This window comes from Mesorhizobium sp. P3_A2, assembly GCF_056403115.1.
In genome coordinates, this window is the sequence record NZ_JBFUGC010000001.1 from 304,051 (window position 1) to 320,215 (window position 16,165).

At 67.2% G+C, this 16,165-nt stretch carries 15 protein-coding genes and 1 riboswitch; of the genes, 14 read left to right on the top strand and 1 reads right to left on the bottom strand.

The annotated features are described in order from the left end of the window. Positions 1-2 precede the first annotated feature (2 nt). Positions 3-206: riboswitch (cobalamin riboswitch) on the top strand. A gap of 39 nt (positions 207-245) precedes the next feature. Genes AC1DXM_RS01415 through AC1DXM_RS01445 form a run of 7 tightly spaced genes read left to right on the top strand, consistent with a single transcriptional unit; the run spans position 246 to position 8,952 of the window. Further along, complete coding sequence (locus tag AC1DXM_RS01415; RefSeq protein ID WP_477231419.1) at positions 246-680, top strand: DUF1636 family protein; 435 nt, start codon at positions 246-248, stop codon at positions 678-680. Beyond that, positions 677-1,714, top strand: a complete 1,038-nt coding sequence (gene cobW, locus AC1DXM_RS01420) for a cobalamin biosynthesis protein CobW (RefSeq protein WP_477231420.1) — start codon at positions 677-679, stop codon at positions 1,712-1,714. Before AC1DXM_RS01415 ends, cobW begins: the two co-directional genes overlap by 4 nt. Positions 1,715-1,732: 18 nt before the next feature. Next, the gene (cobN, locus tag AC1DXM_RS01425; RefSeq protein ID WP_477231421.1) at positions 1,733-5,317 is read left to right on the top strand and encodes a cobaltochelatase subunit CobN; all 3,585 of its coding nucleotides are present in this window, start codon (positions 1,733-1,735) and stop codon (positions 5,315-5,317) included. Beyond that, positions 5,314-6,795 carry a precorrin-3B synthase gene (cobG, locus tag AC1DXM_RS01430; RefSeq protein ID WP_477231422.1) on the top strand — a complete coding sequence of 494 codons (1,482 nt, stop codon included), beginning with the start codon at positions 5,314-5,316 and terminating at the stop codon, positions 6,793-6,795. The genes cobN and cobG overlap by 4 nt, the downstream gene beginning before the upstream one ends. Positions 6,796-6,797: 2 nt before the next feature. Next, on the top strand, positions 6,798-7,430 hold the full coding sequence (locus tag AC1DXM_RS01435; protein WP_477231423.1) for a precorrin-8X methylmutase: 633 nt from the start codon (positions 6,798-6,800) through the stop codon (positions 7,428-7,430). Then, complete coding sequence (locus AC1DXM_RS01440) at positions 7,427-8,191, top strand: precorrin-2 C(20)-methyltransferase (RefSeq protein ID WP_477231424.1); 765 nt, start codon at positions 7,427-7,429, stop codon at positions 8,189-8,191. The genes AC1DXM_RS01435 and AC1DXM_RS01440 overlap by 4 nt, the downstream gene beginning before the upstream one ends. Continuing rightward, entirely contained in the window at positions 8,188-8,952 is a 765-nt protein-coding gene (locus AC1DXM_RS01445; protein WP_477231425.1) for a precorrin-3B C(17)-methyltransferase, read from the top strand. Before AC1DXM_RS01440 ends, AC1DXM_RS01445 begins: the two co-directional genes overlap by 4 nt. On the opposite strand, the gene AC1DXM_RS01450 is transcribed toward AC1DXM_RS01445, so the two are convergent. Further along, on the bottom strand, positions 8,916-9,683 hold the full coding sequence (locus tag AC1DXM_RS01450; RefSeq protein WP_477231426.1) for a cobalt-precorrin-6A reductase: 768 nt from the start codon (positions 9,681-9,683) through the stop codon (positions 8,916-8,918). The genes AC1DXM_RS01445 and AC1DXM_RS01450 overlap by 37 nt on opposite strands. Before the next feature lies 1 nt (position 9,684). On the opposite strand from AC1DXM_RS01450, the gene cbiE reads away from it, so the two are divergent. From cbiE to cobT, 7 genes are read left to right on the top strand one after another with little or no spacing between them, the layout of a single operon-like run. Then, entirely contained in the window at positions 9,685-10,920 is a 1,236-nt protein-coding gene (gene cbiE, locus AC1DXM_RS01455; protein ID WP_477231427.1) for a precorrin-6y C5,15-methyltransferase (decarboxylating) subunit CbiE, read from the top strand. After that, a complete protein-coding gene (locus tag AC1DXM_RS01460) occupies positions 10,917-11,303 on the top strand; it encodes a cobalamin biosynthesis protein (RefSeq protein WP_477231947.1) in 387 nt (128 codons plus the stop codon). The genes cbiE and AC1DXM_RS01460 overlap by 4 nt, the downstream gene beginning before the upstream one ends. Further along, on the top strand, positions 11,300-12,064 hold the full coding sequence (gene cobM, locus AC1DXM_RS01465) for a precorrin-4 C(11)-methyltransferase (protein WP_477231428.1): 765 nt from the start codon (positions 11,300-11,302) through the stop codon (positions 12,062-12,064). The genes AC1DXM_RS01460 and cobM overlap by 4 nt, the downstream gene beginning before the upstream one ends. Further along, positions 12,061-12,873: a uroporphyrinogen-III C-methyltransferase gene (gene cobA, locus AC1DXM_RS01470; RefSeq protein WP_477231429.1), complete on the top strand. Its 813-nt coding sequence runs from the start codon at positions 12,061-12,063 to the stop codon at positions 12,871-12,873. Before cobM ends, cobA begins: the two co-directional genes overlap by 4 nt. Then, the gene (locus AC1DXM_RS01475; protein WP_477231430.1) at positions 12,870-14,183 is read left to right on the top strand and encodes a cobyrinate a,c-diamide synthase; all 1,314 of its coding nucleotides are present in this window, start codon (positions 12,870-12,872) and stop codon (positions 14,181-14,183) included. The genes cobA and AC1DXM_RS01475 overlap by 4 nt, the downstream gene beginning before the upstream one ends. Continuing rightward, positions 14,180-14,947 (top strand): adenosylcobinamide-GDP ribazoletransferase, encoded by a 768-nt coding sequence (cobS, locus tag AC1DXM_RS01480; RefSeq protein ID WP_477231431.1) that lies wholly within the window; start codon positions 14,180-14,182, stop codon positions 14,945-14,947. Before AC1DXM_RS01475 ends, cobS begins: the two co-directional genes overlap by 4 nt. A gap of 23 nt (positions 14,948-14,970) precedes the next feature. Then, positions 14,971-15,981 carry a nicotinate-nucleotide--dimethylbenzimidazole phosphoribosyltransferase gene (cobT, locus tag AC1DXM_RS01485; protein WP_477231432.1) on the top strand — a complete coding sequence of 337 codons (1,011 nt, stop codon included), beginning with the start codon at positions 14,971-14,973 and terminating at the stop codon, positions 15,979-15,981. Positions 15,982-16,165: the final 184 nt, after the last annotated feature.

Sequence of the window (16,165 nt, forward strand, 5' to 3'; positions counted from 1 at the left end):
AGCCTAAATCCGCTGCAGACGGTCCCTTGCCCGCAACGGCAGGGGCTAAGAGGGAATGCGGTGCGGGATTTCGATCTCAAATCCGCGGCTGTCCCCGCAACTGTAAGCGAAGAGCCAAGGCCGAATGCCACTGGGTAACACCGGGAAGGCGGCTACCAAGGCGATGACCCGCGAGCCAGGAGACCTGCCGTCTGCGACAGAAGTATCCGATCGCCTGGCGGGTTTCCGGGCAAGGAGCCCGGTTTTTGGACCAGAACAGCAGTTTTTCGGCTGGCACAGCGGATGTTTCGTCCGCCGATGGCGATGCCTTGGCCGGCGTGACCGTCATCGTCTGCGCCTCCTGCCGCAATGAGACCGGCTCCGACGCGCATCCTCGCGCCGGCGAACTGCTGGCCGACGACACGCGCCGCGCCGCAGCCGATGACAACGTCCGTGTCCGCACGGTCGAATGCCTCGGCAACTGCAAGCGCCGCCTCAGCGCCGCCATCCTGCGCGACGGCTGCTGGAGCTATGTCTTCGGCGACCTGACCGCGACCAGCGGCGCCGATCTCGTCACCGGGGCAAAGCTCTTCGCCACCTCGACCGACGGCCTCATCCCCTGGCGCGGCCGGCCCGATTCCCTCAAGCGGGGCCTTGTTGCCCGCATCCCGCCCCTCGACATGCTGAAGGACTTGATATGACCGCTTCCGTTTCCCGTGTTCCCTGCACCGTCGTTACCGGCTTCCTCGGCGCCGGCAAGACGACGCTGGTCCGCCATCTCCTGGAAAACGCCGGCGGCAAGCGCATTGCCATCATCGTCAACGAGTTCGGCGACATCGGCATTGACGGCGAAATCCTGAAAGGTTGTGGCATCGACACCTGTCCCGAGGAAAACATCGTCGAACTGGCCAATGGCTGCATCTGCTGCACCGTTGCCGACGATTTCGTGCCGGCGCTTGACCAGATCCTGGCGCTGACGCCGAAAGTCGACCATATCCTGATCGAAACATCCGGCCTCGCTCTGCCCAAGCCGCTGGTCCAGGCGTTCCAGTGGCCGAGCGTGAAAAGTCGTGTCACGGTTGATGGCGTCATCGCCGTGGTCGACGGTCCGGCGCTGGCTGAGGGACGCGTCGCCAACGACATGGACGCCTTGCAGGCGCAGCGTGTCCAGGACGAGACGCTCGACCATGACGACCCGGTCGAGGAGGTGTTCGAGGACCAGATCGCCTGCGCCGACCTGGTCATCCTGTCGAAGAGCGATTTGATGGATTCAGCCGGTTCGGCCCGCGCCAACGCCATTATCAACGAACATTCGGCCCGCGCCGTGAAGATCGTGGCGACGGCGCACGGCAAGGTCGATCCCTCTGTCCTGCTCGGACTCGGCCTCGCCGTCGAGGACGACATCGAGAACCGCAAGTCGCACCATGACGGCGCCTTCGACCACGAGCATGACGACTTCGACACCTTCATCGTCGATATCCCCTCGATCGCCAATCCGGATGAACTGGCAAAGCGCGTCGCTACCGTTGCCGAAGAAGAGAATGTGCTGCGCGTGAAAGGCTTCGTCGATGTCGGCGGCAAGCCGATGCGGCTTCTGCTGCAGGCCGTCGGCCCGCGCGTCAACCATTACTATGACCGCGCCTGGACCGCCGAGGACGACCGCCGCTCGCGTCTCGTCGTCATCGGCCTCAAGGGGCTGAACCGTCCGGCGATCGAGCGTATACTCGCCGGCTGACCCGGACCACGAGCCGCAATGCATATACTCACCACGACCTCCGCCTCGCTCGACGATCTCGCCGAGCCAGTTGATCTCAGGCAGACGCCGGCGGATATCGTGGCCCTGTCCTTCACCGACAGCGACCTTGCCGGACTGGCGGCCGCATGGAAGGCCGATGCCGCCCGCCTGCCCTCGATGCGGCTTGCGGCACTTCGCGACCTGCGCCATCCGATGTCAGTCGACCTCTGGGTCGACAGCGTCGCCCGCCACGCCAAGATCATCTTGGTGCGCATTCTCGGCGGCTACGACTGGTGGCGCTATGGCTGCGACCAGCTCGCCGCGACTGCTCGTGAGCGAGGCATAAAGCTCGCGCTACTGCCGGGCGAAAGCCACGACGAGGATCTCGGGCTGATCGAAGCCTCGACACTGCCGCGCGCGGAATTGGACGCCTTGCTTGGTTATTTCCGCGAGGGCGGCCCAGAGAATATGACAGCGCTGATGCAGCGGCTGGCGGGGCTGGCTGGGTCGGATGTCGCGGCAGCTGTGCCGGTGGCGGTGCCGAAAGCCGGCTACTACGAGCCAGGCCGCGGCGTCATCCCCCTCCCCCTCGAGGGGAGGGTCCGGCCGCAGGCCGGGGGTGGGGTCGCCGGTGAAGTGCGCCGACGCTATGAGGCGCCGCAAGATAAAGCGTCAAACCCAGTCGTACCGACCCCACCCGGCCCTTCGGGCCACCCTCCCCTCGAGGGGGAGGGAAAGGTCGTGCCCATCCTCTTCTACCGTTCGATGCTGCTCGCCGCAGACGTGGCGCCTATCGACGCACTCGTCGAAGCACTTCGCCAGCGCTGCATCGCGCCGGTCCCGATCTTCGTCTCCAGCCTGAAAGACGCCACCTCCCTCGCCTTCGTCGAAACCGCGCTGGCCGCGCTCAACCCCGCCGCCATCGTCACCGCCACCGCTTTCGCCTCCGGCGCCGAACCCGGCGTCGAAACCCTGTTCGACCGCGCCGGTGTGCCGGTCTTCCAGGTCATCGTCGCCACCACCCGCCGCGACGTCTGGGACAAGAACCAGCGCGGCCTGGCGCCGGCCGACCTCGCCATGCATGTCGTGCTGCCCGAACTCGACGGCCGCATCCTCGCCGGCGCGATTTCCTTCAAGGGCGAAAGCGAGACCGATCCCGCACTCGGCCACCGCGCCTTCGCCAACCGCCCGGAACCGGACCGCGTGGCGCAGGTGGCAGATAGGGTAGCGGCGTTTATTCGCCTGCAGGAGACGACTCGCGCGGCGCGCAAGCTGGCGATATTGATTCCCGACTATCCAAGCGCCCCCGGCCGCACCGGCTATGCGGTTGGCCTCGACGTCCCGTCCAGTGTGCTGGTGATGCTGCATGACCTGAAGGCGCAGGGCTATGCGGTTGAAGGGATTCCGCAAACACCGCGCGCGCTGCTGGATTTGCTGGAGCGGAGTGATGATGGGTTGGGATTGGAGGAGTATCTAGACTTCTCCAGGGATTTGCCTGCTGAGGCCATCGCTACCGTGGAGGCCGCATGGGGCGTTCCTTCACCCTCCCCCTTGTGGGGAGGGTCGGTTCGCGACATTCGCGAAGCGGATGGCGCGAAACGGGGTGGGGGTAGCGGCGCACCACCCCCGCCCGGCCCTGCGGGCCACCCTCCCCACAAGGGGGAGGGTAAGAGCGGCTTCCCCTTCCGCGCCGCCACCTTCGGCAACATCACTGTGGCGCTGGCCCCCGACCGTGGCCGCTCCGCCGACCGCCGCGCCGATTACCACGACCCGACGCTCCCCCCGCGCCACGACCTGATCGCTTTCGGCCTGTGGCTGCGCAAATCCCTCGGCATCCATGCGCTGATCCATGTCGGCGCCCATGGCACGCTGGAATGGCTACCCGGCAAGACAGTCGCACTCTCGCAAGCCTGCTTTCCCGAGATCGTCACCGGTGGATTGCCCGTCATCTACCCCTTCATCGTCTCCAACCCGGGTGAAGCCGCACAAGCCAAGCGGCGCATCGCCGCCGTTACGCTTGGCCATCTGCCGCCGCCGCTGGCCGGCGCCGGCCTTGACGAGGAACAGCACAAACTTGAGCGGCTGGTCGACGAATACGCCCAGGCCGACGGTCTCGACCGCCGCCGCCGCGACCGGCTGGCAAAACTGATCGTCGACACGGCGCAAAAGTCCGGCCTTGCCTCCGAAGCCGGTGTCGCCACAACCGATGCGCCGGACGAGGCGCTGCGCCGCATCGATGCCTGGCTTTGCGACCTCAAGGATTTCGCCATCAAGGACGGGCTGCACATCTATGGCCGCGCACCGGAGGGCGAAGCTGATGCCATGCGGCTGCAAAGCGCTGCTGCCGAAAAGACAGCGCTACTCGCAGCGCTCGACGGCCGCCACGTCAAGGCCGGTCCGGCCGGTGCGCCGGCGCGGGGCCGCTCCGATGTGCTGCCCACCGGCCGCAACCTCTTCACCTCCGACCCGCGCACCATGCCGACGCCGACCGCCTACGATCTCGGCAAGGCTGCAGCGGAAGAGGTCGTGCGCGGCTATATGCAATCGCATGGCGACTGGCCGCGCTCGCTGGTCATCGATCTCTGGGGCTCGGCCTCGCTGCGCACCGGCGGTGAAGAGATCGCGCAAGGACTGGCGCTGATGGGCTGCCGGCCGCAATGGGATTCTGCCACCGGCCGCATCATCGGCATCGAGGTGCTGCCGCCGGCCACGCTCGGCCGCCCGCGCGTCGATGTCACCTGGCGCATATCAGGCCTGTTCCGCGACATGTTCCCGACCCAGATCGCGCTAATCGATGCCGCCGCCAACGCCGTTGCCGCGCGCGACGAGGACGATTCGGAAAATCCGCTCGCCGCCAAAACCCGCGCCGACGGCAAGATCAGCCCGCGCATCTTCGGCACCTCGCCCGGCACCTATGGCGCCGGCATCGAGGACCTGTTGTCGAGTGGTGATTGGGGCGTGCGCGAAGCGATCGGCCGCGCCTATCTCAATGCCACATCGCATGCCTATGGCGGCGCGGAGGGCGACGGCATCGCCTCCCCCGGCGCTTTCGAAACCCGCATCGCCGAGGCCGATCTTCTCGTCCACACCGGCGACGACCCCGGCCGCGACATTCTCGAAGGATCCGCTGATGTCGCCTTCATCGGCGGCTTTTCGGCGGCCCTTGCCGCGCTGGGCAGGAATGCCGACGTGATCGTGCTCGACACGACGGATCCGCAGAAACCTAAACCGCGTTCGGTGAGCGAAGCCGTATCGCGGGTGGTGCGAGCACGTGCTGTCAACGCGCGGTTTATATCGGGCCAGATGCGCCACGGCCCGCGCGGCGCTTCCGAATTCGCCGAAACGGTCGACCGCCTCATCGGCTTTGCCGAAACCACGCACGCCATTTCGGGCGCGCTGATCGAGGCCGTGTATGACGCTTATGTCGGCGATCCCGACGTGCGCGCCTTCATCCTGCGCGAAAACCCCGCCGCCGCCAAAGTGATCGCCGAACGCTTCCTGTCCGCGCGCCGGCGCGGCCTCTGGCATCCCTTGCGCAACTCGATCTACGACGATCTCGCCGCGCTGATTGCCGAGGCCGAGGCGCTCGGGGTCGCGGCATGAACGCCTTTTCAAGGCGCGGCGCCTGCCCGGCCCTGTCAGCGCCGATGCAGACTGGCGACGGCCTGCTGGTGCGGCTCAATCCGGTTGCTGGAGGATTGCCGCCGAAGCTTCTGATCGGACTCGCGGAATCCGCCTTGAAGCGCGGCAATGGCATCATGGAAGTGACCGCGCGCGGCAGTCTGCAGATACGCGGGCTAACGGCGGCAAGTGCAGCCCTGCTGGCGGCGGAGGTGGACGCGCTGGGCATTGTGGTGCGCACCGGCGTGCCGGTCGAGACCGGGCCGCTGGCGGGCATCGATCCGCAGGAGGTTACCGATCCACGGGCGCTGGCTGAGCGGATCAGGATGGCGGTTGAGGATGCCAGGCTGACGCAACGGCTTGGGCCGAAGGTTTCGGTGGTTGTCGATGGTGGCGGGCAGCTGACGATGGATGGGGTGACGGCCGATGTCAGGCTGAAGGCGGTTCGGGCCGGCGATGGCGTCGTGTGGGCTGTGTCGATTGGCGACGACGGTCGAAGCACGAAGCCGGTCGTGACGGCCGACGCCGATGCCGCGAGGGATATCGCGGTGGCTGCGCTCAGGATGGTCGCGGAAAAAGGCCGCGAGGCGCATGCAAGGGATTTGTCGGAGAGGCAATTGGCCTCTCTCAGAGGTTGGCACTCCGTCCCACCCCCCTCTGGCCTGCCGGCCATCTCTCCCGCAAGGGGGGAGATCGGCAGTTCCAGCGTCGGCCCTCGTTTTGCAACCTCGGCGCCAGGTGCGACATCTGCGATTGGCGAAAGCAATAGTGACAGCGCAGTCTCACCCCTTGCGGGAGAGATGTCCGGCAGGACAGAGGGGGGTGTGCCGGATCGCCGGCCTATCGGTCCTTTCCCCCTATCAAACACCGGCCACGCTCTCGGCATAGCCCTCCCCTACGGCAGCATTCCAGCCGACAAGCTCATCGCCCTCACCCAAAGCGCAATCACCCTAGGCGCCACCGAAATCCGCCTGGCCCCCGGCCGCGCCTTGCTCTTCCTCGGCCAACCCCCAGCCGCCAACCACCCCCTCCAAATCACCGCAACCGCGCTCGGCTTCGTCACCTCCGCCACCGACCCGCGCACCCGCATCGCCGCCTGCCCCGGCACCCCTGCCTGCGCCTCCGGCCGCATCGCCACGCGCGACATCGCCGAGACCATCGCCGCCGAAAACCCCGACATCCTCGACTTCACCTTGCACATTTCCGGTTGCGCCAAGGGCTGTGCGCATCCAGGCCCGGCGGCGCTAACATTGGTCGGCGGCGAAAACGGAGCCGGACTTGTCGTGAACGCGACGGCAAAGGGCCTTCCTGCGGGCTACAGGCCGGGCTATGACGCCGCGCGCGGCATCGGCTGCGTCGCAGCGGCGATCCGCAGCGCACGATATCAAGGCGAAACCACCGCCGCCTGCCTGGCAAGGCTGGGGCCGGCGGCAATCGCCAAGACCTACCGACAGGAATAAGCATGGCCGCCTACGACTACATCCATGACGGCAACGCGATCTACGAGCGCTCGTTCGCCATCATCCGCGCCGAGGCCGACCTGTCGCGCTTTTCCGAAGCGGAAGCCGATGTCGCCATCCGCATGATCCACGCTTGCGGCCAGGTCGAAGCATCAAGCCATTTCGTATTCTCGCCTGACTTCGTCGCTGCCGCACGCAAGGCGCTCGCCGCCGGCGCGCCGATCTTCTGCGACGCCGAAATGGTCTCGCATGGCGTCACCCGCGCCCGGCTGCCGGCCGGCAATGAGGTGATCTGCACTTTGCGCGACCCGCGCACGCACGACATTGCCAAAGACATCGGCAACACCCGCTCGGCCGCGGCGATCGACCTGTGGGGCGAGCGCATGGCCGGTTCCGTCGTGGCCATCGGCAACGCGCCGACGGCGCTGTTCTATCTCCTGGAAAAGCTGCGCGATGGCGCGCCGAAGCCGGCGGCGATCATCGGCATGCCGGTGGGCTTCGTCGGTGCCGCCGAATCCAAGGATGCGCTGGCCGAGAATTCCTATGGCGTGCCCTATGCCATCGTGCGCGGCCGGCTTGGCGGCAGCGCCATGACCGCCGCCGCGCTCAATTCCCTGGCGAGGCCAGGCCTGTGAACGCGCTTGTCAAAGGTCGTCTCATCGGCGTCGGCACCGGTCCCGGCGACCCCGAACTGCTGACGCTGAAGGCCGCGCGCGTGCTTTCCGAAGCCGATGTCGTCGCCTATTTCGCCAAGCGCGGCAACAACAGCAATGCCCGCGCCATCGTCGAGGCGCGCTTCCGGTCGGACATGCTGGAATTGCCGCTGCTCTATCCCGTCACCACCGAGATCGACAAGGATCACGACGACTACCGCTCGCAGATCACCGATTTCTACGAGCAGTCGGCCGAGAAGGTTGCCGAACACCTCGAGGCCGGCCGCATGGTCGCCGTGCTCTCCGAAGGCGATCCGCTGTTCTACGGCTCCTACATGCACCTGCATGTGCGGCTTGCCCACCGCTTCCCGACCGAAGTCATCCCCGGCGTCACCGCCATGTCCGGCTGCTGGTCACAGACCGGCGTGCCGATCGTCCAGGGCGACGATGTGCTGACGGTTTTGCCGGGCACGATGAGCGAGTTCGAGTTGACCCGCCGGCTGGCCGACACGGACGCCGCGGTCATCATGAAGGTTGGCCGCAACCTGCCCAAGATCCGGCGGGCGCTGGAGGCGACCGGCAAGCTCACCCGCGCCGTCTACGTCGAGCGCGGCACCATGGCCGGCAGCGTTTCGATGCGGCTCGCCGACAAGCCGGACGACAAGGCGCCCTACTTCGCCATCGTGCTGGTCGCCGGCTGGTCTGGCCGGCCTGGTGCTATGGGAATGGGTGCCAAGCCATGAGCGGCCGTCTCACCGTTATTGGCCTCGGACCCGGCAATGCTGATCAGGTCACGCCGGAAGCCAGCCGCGCCGTGGCCGAGGCAAAATTCTTCTATGGCTACAAGCCCTATCTCGACCGGCTGGACTTGCGCCCTGACCAGACTCGCGTCGCCTCCGACAATCGCGAGGAGCTCGCCCGCTCCAAGGACGCGCTGGTCAAGGCCGCCGAGGGCCATGATGTCGCCGTCGTCTCCGGCGGCGATCCCGGCGTGTTTGCCATGGCGGCGGCCGTCTGCGAGGCGATCGAGGCCGGTCCCGCTGAATGGCGCACCGTCGATGTCGCCGTCGTGCCCGGCGTCACCGCCATGCTGGCCGTCGCCGCCCGCATCGGCGCGCCGCTCGGTCATGATTTCTGCGCCATCTCGTTGTCCGACAATCTGAAGCCATGGGATCTGATCGAACTGCGTCTTTTGGCGGCGGCCGGCGCCGGCTTCGTCATTGCGCTCTACAATCCGATCAGCAAGGCGCGCCCCTGGCAGCTCGGCCGCGCCTTCGAATGCCTGACCGCCATCCTGCCCGGCACCACGCCGGTGATTTTCGGCCGCGCCGCCGGCCGCCCGGACGAGCGCATCGAGCTGTTTCTGCTGGCCGATGTCGACGCCGAAAAGGCCGACATGGCGACTTGCATCATCATCGGCTCGCCGGAAACAAGGATCATCAAGCGCGGCGACAAGCCGGCGCTGGTCTATACGCCGCGCACCGCGACAGGGTCGAGCAAATGACCAACCAGCGCGGCAAGCTCATCGACGGTTTTGGCGGAGGGCACGTCCGGCAGGGCGGGCCTGCGCACCATGACCACCTCGATGCCGAGCGCCCGCGCCGCCGCGATCTTGCCGTAAGTCGCCTCGCCGCCGCTGTTCTTGGAGACAACGCCATCAATGCGGTGCTCCACGAGCAGCGCGCGTTCATCCGCCTCGCGAAAGGGTCCGCGCGCCAGCAGGTAAGCCGCATCCGGCACCGCCAGTTTCGGCTCGACCGGGTCGACGCTGCGGATGAGATAATGGTGCTGCGGCGCGGCCTCGAAGGCCGCGACCTCCTGCCGGCCGAGCGCCAGAAAGACGCGGCGCGGCGCAACTCCCAGGGCCAGCGCAGCATCGCCCACCGTATCCACCAGCGTCCAGCGGTCGCCTTCGCGTGGCTCCCAACCCGGGCGACGCAGCGCCAGGATCGGCACGCCGGTCATTTGCGCGGCGTGCGCAGCATTGGCGGAGATTCGTGCGGCATAAGGATGCGTGGCGTCGATCAGCAGATCGATGCGCGCCTCCCTGAGGTAGACGGCCAGCCCCTCTGCGCCGCCAAAGCCGCCGACCCGCACCGGCACGCCTTGCGCGACCGGGCTTTCGGTGCGGCCGGCCAGCGACAGAGTAACGGACAGATCGGCGCGCGCAGCCAGCTTTCCCGCCAGGAGCCGAGCTTCGTTGGTGCCGCCGAGGATCAAAATGCGGTGGGTCATCATGCCTGCTGAGAGTGCGCGCGGCGCCAGACCGAAATGGCTTACAATCGTCGGCATCGGCGAGGACGGTTTAGCGGGTCTCGGCGACGAGGCCAAGCGGCTGATCGCCGAAGCGGAAATCGTCTTCGGCGGCAAGCGGCATCTGGCGCTGGTCGCGTCCCTGGCAAAAGGCGAAGCGCGCGCCTGGCCGGTCCCCTTCGATGCCGGCATGGCCGACGTGCTGGTGCTGGCCGGCCGGCGCGTCTGCGTGCTCGCCTCCGGCGACCCGTTCTTCCATGGTGTCGGCTCTACTCTTGCCCGCAGGGTCGAGCCACAGGAGATGCATGTCATCCCTGCACCCTCGGCCATTTCGCTGGCCGCCGCGAAGCTTGGCTGGGCGCTGCAGGATATCGAGACCGTGTCGCTGCATGGAAGGCCGCTCGACCTGATCCGGCCGTTGCTGCAGCCGAAGGCGCGCGTCCTGGCACTGACATCGGACGGCGATACCCCGGCGGCAATCGCGCGCCTGCTCGTCGAGCTCGATTTCGGCGCTTCGCGGCTGACGATCCTGGAAGCACTGGGCGGGCCGAACGAGAGACAGCGCTCGGCGCGCGCGGATGCCTTCGATCTCGGAGATATCAATCCGCTCAACGTGCTGGCGCTCGAACTTGAATCGACACCGGAAGCCCGCATCCTGCCGCTAACATCCGGCCGCGCCGATCATCTGTTCGACCATGACGGCCAGATCACCAAGCACGATATCCGCGCCATCACGCTTGCGGCGCTGGCGCCAAGGCGTGGCGAATTGCTGTGGGATATCGGCGCCGGTTCCGGCTCCATCGGCATCGAATGGATGCTCGCTCACCCCTCGATGCGTGCCGTCGCCATCGAGGCTAACAGCGATCGTGCCGCCCGCATCGCCCGCAACGCCGCGCATTGCGGCGTTCCCGGCCTTGTCGTGGTCGAAGGCAAAGCACCCAAGGCGCTGGCCGGGCTGGCCACGCCGGACGCGATCTTCATCGGTGGCGGCGGCAGTGTTTCAGGTGTTTTGAACGCAGCCATCAAGGAGCTGCGTTCCGGCGGTCGTCTGGTCGCAAATGCTGTCACTCTGGAGATGGAAACTCTGCTCCTCGCCCAGCATACCAAGCGCGGCGGTGACCTCACCCGCATCGCCATCTCCCGCGCCGCGCCTGTCGGCTCGATGCAGGCATGGCGGCCGGCCATGCCGGTGACCCAATGGAGCTGGGTGAAGCCATGATGGTCGCGGGCATCGGCAGCCGGAAGGGCGTGAGCGTCGAAGAGGTGCTGGCAGCGATCGAAACTGCCCTCGAAGCGCATGGGCTGGCAATGACGGCGCTGTCGGCACTGGCGACCGCCCCGCTCAAGAAGGATGAGGAAGCGATCGCTGCCGCCGGCCGCGCGCTGAATCTTCCGATCATTATCGTCGATAACGCAGCACTTCAGGCCGTCTCGTCGAGGGCGCTCACCAAATCCGATCTCTCGCAAGAACTCGCCGGCACGCCATCCGTCTCCGAAGCATCCGCCCTTGCCGTCGCCGGCGCCGGTGCAAGATTGCTCGGTCCCCGCACCGTGCTCGGCTCGGTCACCTGCGCCATCGCCATCAGCGGAGATGCGCCATGACCGTCCATTTCATCGGCGCCGGTCCCGGTGCCGCCGACCTCATCACGCTGCGCGGCGCGAAGCTGCTCGCAAGCTGCCCGGTCTGCCTGCATGCCGGCTCGATCGTGGCGCCTGAATTGCTGCAGCACTGCGCGCCGGGCACGAAACTGATCGACACCGCGCCGATGTCGCTCGACGAGATCGAGGCTGAGTATGTGGCTGCCCACCAGGCAGGCTATGACGTCGCCCGCCTGCATTCCGGCGATCTCTCGGTGTGGAGCGCGGTGGCCGAGCAAATCCGCCGGCTGGAAAAGCACGGTATCCCTTACACGCTGACACCGGGCGTTCCCTCCTTCGCCGCCGCTGCCGCAGCCCTTCGCCGCGAACTGACCATTCCTGAGGTGGCGCAAAGCCTGGTGCTGACCCGTGTCTCCGGCCGTGCCTCGAAGATGCCGCCGGGCGAAACGCTGGCCGGCTTCGGCCGCACCGGCGCTACGCTGGCCATTCATCTCGCCATCCACGCCATCGACCGCGTCGTCGCCGAATTGACGCCGCACTATGGCGGCGATTGCCCGGTGGCGATCGTCTTTCGCGCCTCGTGGCCGGACGAGCGCGTGCTGACCGGCACGCTGGCCACGATCGAGGCGCTGCTCGCCGCCGATCCGATGGAGCGCACGGCGATCATCTTCGTCGGCTCTTCGCTGGCGGCGGAAGGCTTTGGCGAGAGTTCATTGTACGACGCCCATTACCAGCGGCGTTTTCGCGGACGGGACGGATTGTGAGCGGCAAGACCAAAAGCGAAAATGCCACGCTCGAACAGGCGCTTGCGCGGCTGAACTTCAAGCCGCACGCGCTTGAGCCGGGCCAAGTCTGGCTGGCCGGCGCCGGCCCTGGCGATCCAGGCTGCCTGACGCTGGAAGTGCTGGCGGCTTTGGCCGATGCCGATGCGCTGGTCTACGACGCGCTCGTCTCCCCCGATGTTGTCGCCGTCGCGGACAAGGCCGAGCTGTTCTTTGCGGGAAAACGCGGCGGCAAGCCATCGATGAAGCAGGATGACATCACCGCTTTGCTGGTTCGGCTGGCGCGCGACGGCCGCCGCGTGGTCCGGCTGAAGGGCGGCGACCCCTACATTTTCGGCCGTGGCGGCGAAGAGGCACTGGCGCTGGCGCGGGAAGATATCCCGTTCCGTGTCCTGCCCGGCTTGACCTCTGGCCTCAGCGCGTTGGCCGCCACCGGCATCCCGGCCACCATGCGTGGCATCAACAAGGCGGTGATCCTGGCAACCGGCCACGCCGCCGGCACCGATGACGATCTCGACTGGGCAGCGATCGCCCGCACCGGCCAGCCGGTGGTCATCTATATGGGCATGGCCAATCTGCCCATCATCGCCGCGTCCCTGCTCGAAGGCGGGCTGGCGCCATCGACGCCGGCGGCGGTCATCGTTTCGGCGACGACGCCGCAGGAGCGCACCGTCGTTGCCACGCTCGCCACCATCGCCGAGGCCGCGGCAGCGGCCGGGCTCGCCTCACCGGCATTGATTGTCGTCGGCGGTATTGTCGCCATGCGCGCGGCACTGGCAGGCGACGCATGACCCGCGCCATCATCATCGGCGCGCCGCGCTCCGGCTCCGGCAAGACCAGCGTCACAATCGGCATCTTGCGCGCGCTCGCCCGACGCGGCATCAAGGTGCGCGGTGCCAAATCCGGTCCCGACTATATCGATCCCGGCTTTCACACGGCGGCGACCGGCCTGTCCGGCGTCAATCTCGACAGCTGGGCGATGTCGCCCGACCTGCTCAATGCGCTGGCCGGCAACGCCACCGAGGATGCCGACTTCATCTTCCTCGAAAGCGCCATGGGCCTGTTCGACGGCATCCCTGCCGGACAAGGCCGCACCGGCTCGGCCGCCGATCTGGCACGGCTCTACCACCTGCCGGTGCTTTTGGTGCTCGATGTCTCTGGCCAATCGACCACGGCGGCCGCCGTCGCCAAGGGTTTTGCCACTTATGACCCAGACGTGCGCATGGCCGGCGTCGTGCTCAACCGTCTCGGCAGCGAGCGCCACCGCAAGCTGTGCAGCGAGGCTATCGAAGCGCTCGGCCTGCCGGTTGTTGGCGCTATCCTGCGCGATCCCTCGCTCAACCTGCCGGAGCGCCATCTCGGCCTCGTTCAGGCCGGCGAATATGCCGACTTGATGGCGCATCTCGACCGCTTGGCAGATATGGTCGAGAAATCCCTCGACCTCGACGCCATCATGGCGCTTGCAGCGCCGCTTTCGCCGGCGCCGGGCAGTTTCGAGAATGCCTTGCAGCCGCCCGGCCAGCGCATCGCGCTGGCGGAAGACGCAGCCTTCACCTTCCTCTATCCGCATGTCGCAGCCTATTGGCGCAAGGCCGGTGCGGAGATCGTGCCGTTCTCGCCACTCGCCGACGAAGCACCGGCACAGGATTGCGATGTCTGCTGGCTGCCCGGCGGCTATCCCGAGCTTCACGCCGGCCGCCTTGCTGCGGCAACGAATTTCCACGCCGGCATGGCGCGTTTCGCCGGCGCAAAACCCGTCCATGGTGAGTGCGGCGGCTTCATGGTGCTGGGCAAAGCGCTGGAGGATGCGTCGGGCGAGACGCACGCCATGCTCGGCCTGCTCGGCCATTCCACCAGCTTCGCCAAGCGCAAGATGAACCTCGGCTACCGCGAAGCGCGGCTGCGCGCCGCGTGTCCGCTGGGCACGCAGGGCGCGCTGATCCGCGGCCACGAATTCCATTATGCGCAGATGATTGCGACCGGCAATGACGAGCCGCTGGCCGATCTCGCCGACGGCCAGGGCAATCCGCTTGGCGCCTCCGGCTACCGGCGCGGCCATGTCAGCGGCACCTTCTTCCATGCCATTGCGAGGGGCGCATGACCGCCGTTCCCTCGCCCCGGCAGGCGCTTGACGACATCGCGCTCTGCCTCGTCTTCTTCACCCGGTTGCCGCTGCCGGTCTTCGACTTTCGCGGCCGCAGCCTGGCCGATGCGATCTGGGCTGCACCCATCGCCGGCCTCGCTGTGGCCGTGGTTGGCGCCGTCGTCTACGCCATCGGTGTAAAGCTCGGTCTTGCCGCCGGTCCGGCGGCCGCCCTTGTCCTTGCCGCAACGCTGCTCGCCACCGGCTGCCTGCATGAGGACGGGCTGTCGGATGTCGCCGACGGCTTTGGCGGCGGCAAGACGCGCGATAAAAAACTGGAGATCATGCGCGACAGCCGAATCGGCGCCTATGGCGCTTCGGCGCTTGGCCTGTCGCTGCTCATCCGCTGGAGCGCGCTGTCGCAACTCGCCAATCCGACAAGCGTTCTCTTCGCCCTGATCGCCGCCCATGCCGCTTCGCGCGGCCTGCTCGGCGCCTTCATGCACCTGTCGCCGCCGGCGCGCAGCGACGGTCTGTCCGCAGGCGCTGGCACCGTGTCGGCGCAAACCGCTGTTCTCGGCGCAGTGCTCGGCGCCGCAGCACTGCTGGCGCTGGGGCTGGGAGGTGCGTTTGCCGCGCTGGTCCTGCTGGTGCTTCTGTTCAGCGCCCTGCGCGCGCTCTGCCTCAACCAGATTGGCGGCCAGACCGGCGACACGATCGGCGCCCTGCAGCAACTGGCCGAGATCACTGTCCTGCTCGTCGCTTCCGTTTCCCTCACCTGAATCGCTTTCGGAGATCCTGTCCCATGCCCTTCAAATCGCTTGATGACTTGCGCGCCGCCTGCCTCGATTTGCCCACCGGCAGCGACGCGGCTGCCAGTGCCGTTGCCCGCCGCCAGGACACGCTGACCAAGCCGCAAGGCAGCCTTGGCCGGCTGGAGACCATCGCCGCCTGGCTGGCGCGTTGGCAGGGCCGCGACATGCCTAAGCTCGACCGCGTCAAAGTCTTCGTCTTCGCCGGCAATCACGGTGTCACCGCGCAAGGCGTGTCGGCCTTCCCCTCGGAAGTGACCGTGCAGATGGTGGCGAATTTCGCCGGCGGCGGTGCCGCCATCAACCAGCTTGCCCGCATCGCCGGCGCCGAACTCGACGTCATCCCGCTTGATCTCGACCACCCGACCGGCGACTTCGCTGCAGTGCCGGCAATGGACGAAAAGGCGTTTCTTGCCGCCGTCTCCGCCGGTTATGACGCGGTGACGAAAGACCTCGACCTCGTCTGCTTCGGCGAGATGGGCATCGGCAACACCACGCCGGCAGCCGCCATCTCGACTGCCTTGTTCGGCGGCGGTGCGGAAAAATGGACCGGGCGCGGCACCGGCGTTGACGACGCCGGGCTGAAGCGCAAGGTCACGGCCATCGAAGCCGGCCTCAAGCGCCATGCCGACGCGCTGTCCGACCCGCTGAAGATCGCCGCCGCCCTTGGCGGCCGCGAACTTGCCGCCATCTTCGGCGCCACGCTTTCTGCGCGTCGCAACAATGTCCCGGTGCTGCTCGACGGCTTCGTCTGCACGGCCGCAGCGGCGCCCTTGGCAAGGCTGCACCCGAGCGGCCTCGCCCACACCATCGCCGCCCATGTCTCGGCCGAATCCGGCCACCGCCGCCTGCTCGAAGCGCTCGGCCTGCCGCCGCTGCTCGACCTCGGCATGCGGCTCGGCGAAGGCTCCGGCGCCTGCCTCGCCGTCAACATCGTCCGCTCGGCGCTGGAGTGCCATGTGAGGATGGCTAGTTTTGCTGAGGCCGGTGTGTCGGAGAAGTAGTTAGGGCGATTTGACGGGAGCGCGCCGGCCCGAACCTTCACTGACGATCGTCGGGCCGGTCAATGGCATTCCGGGCTGGTGGCTCGAACGGCACGGCCGCTGAAAGATTCCCCACCTTGGGAACATTGGCCCGCTGCTTCTGTGGAGGGCTCTTTTTACTGGCACTATTCGCCGTCGTTGCCGA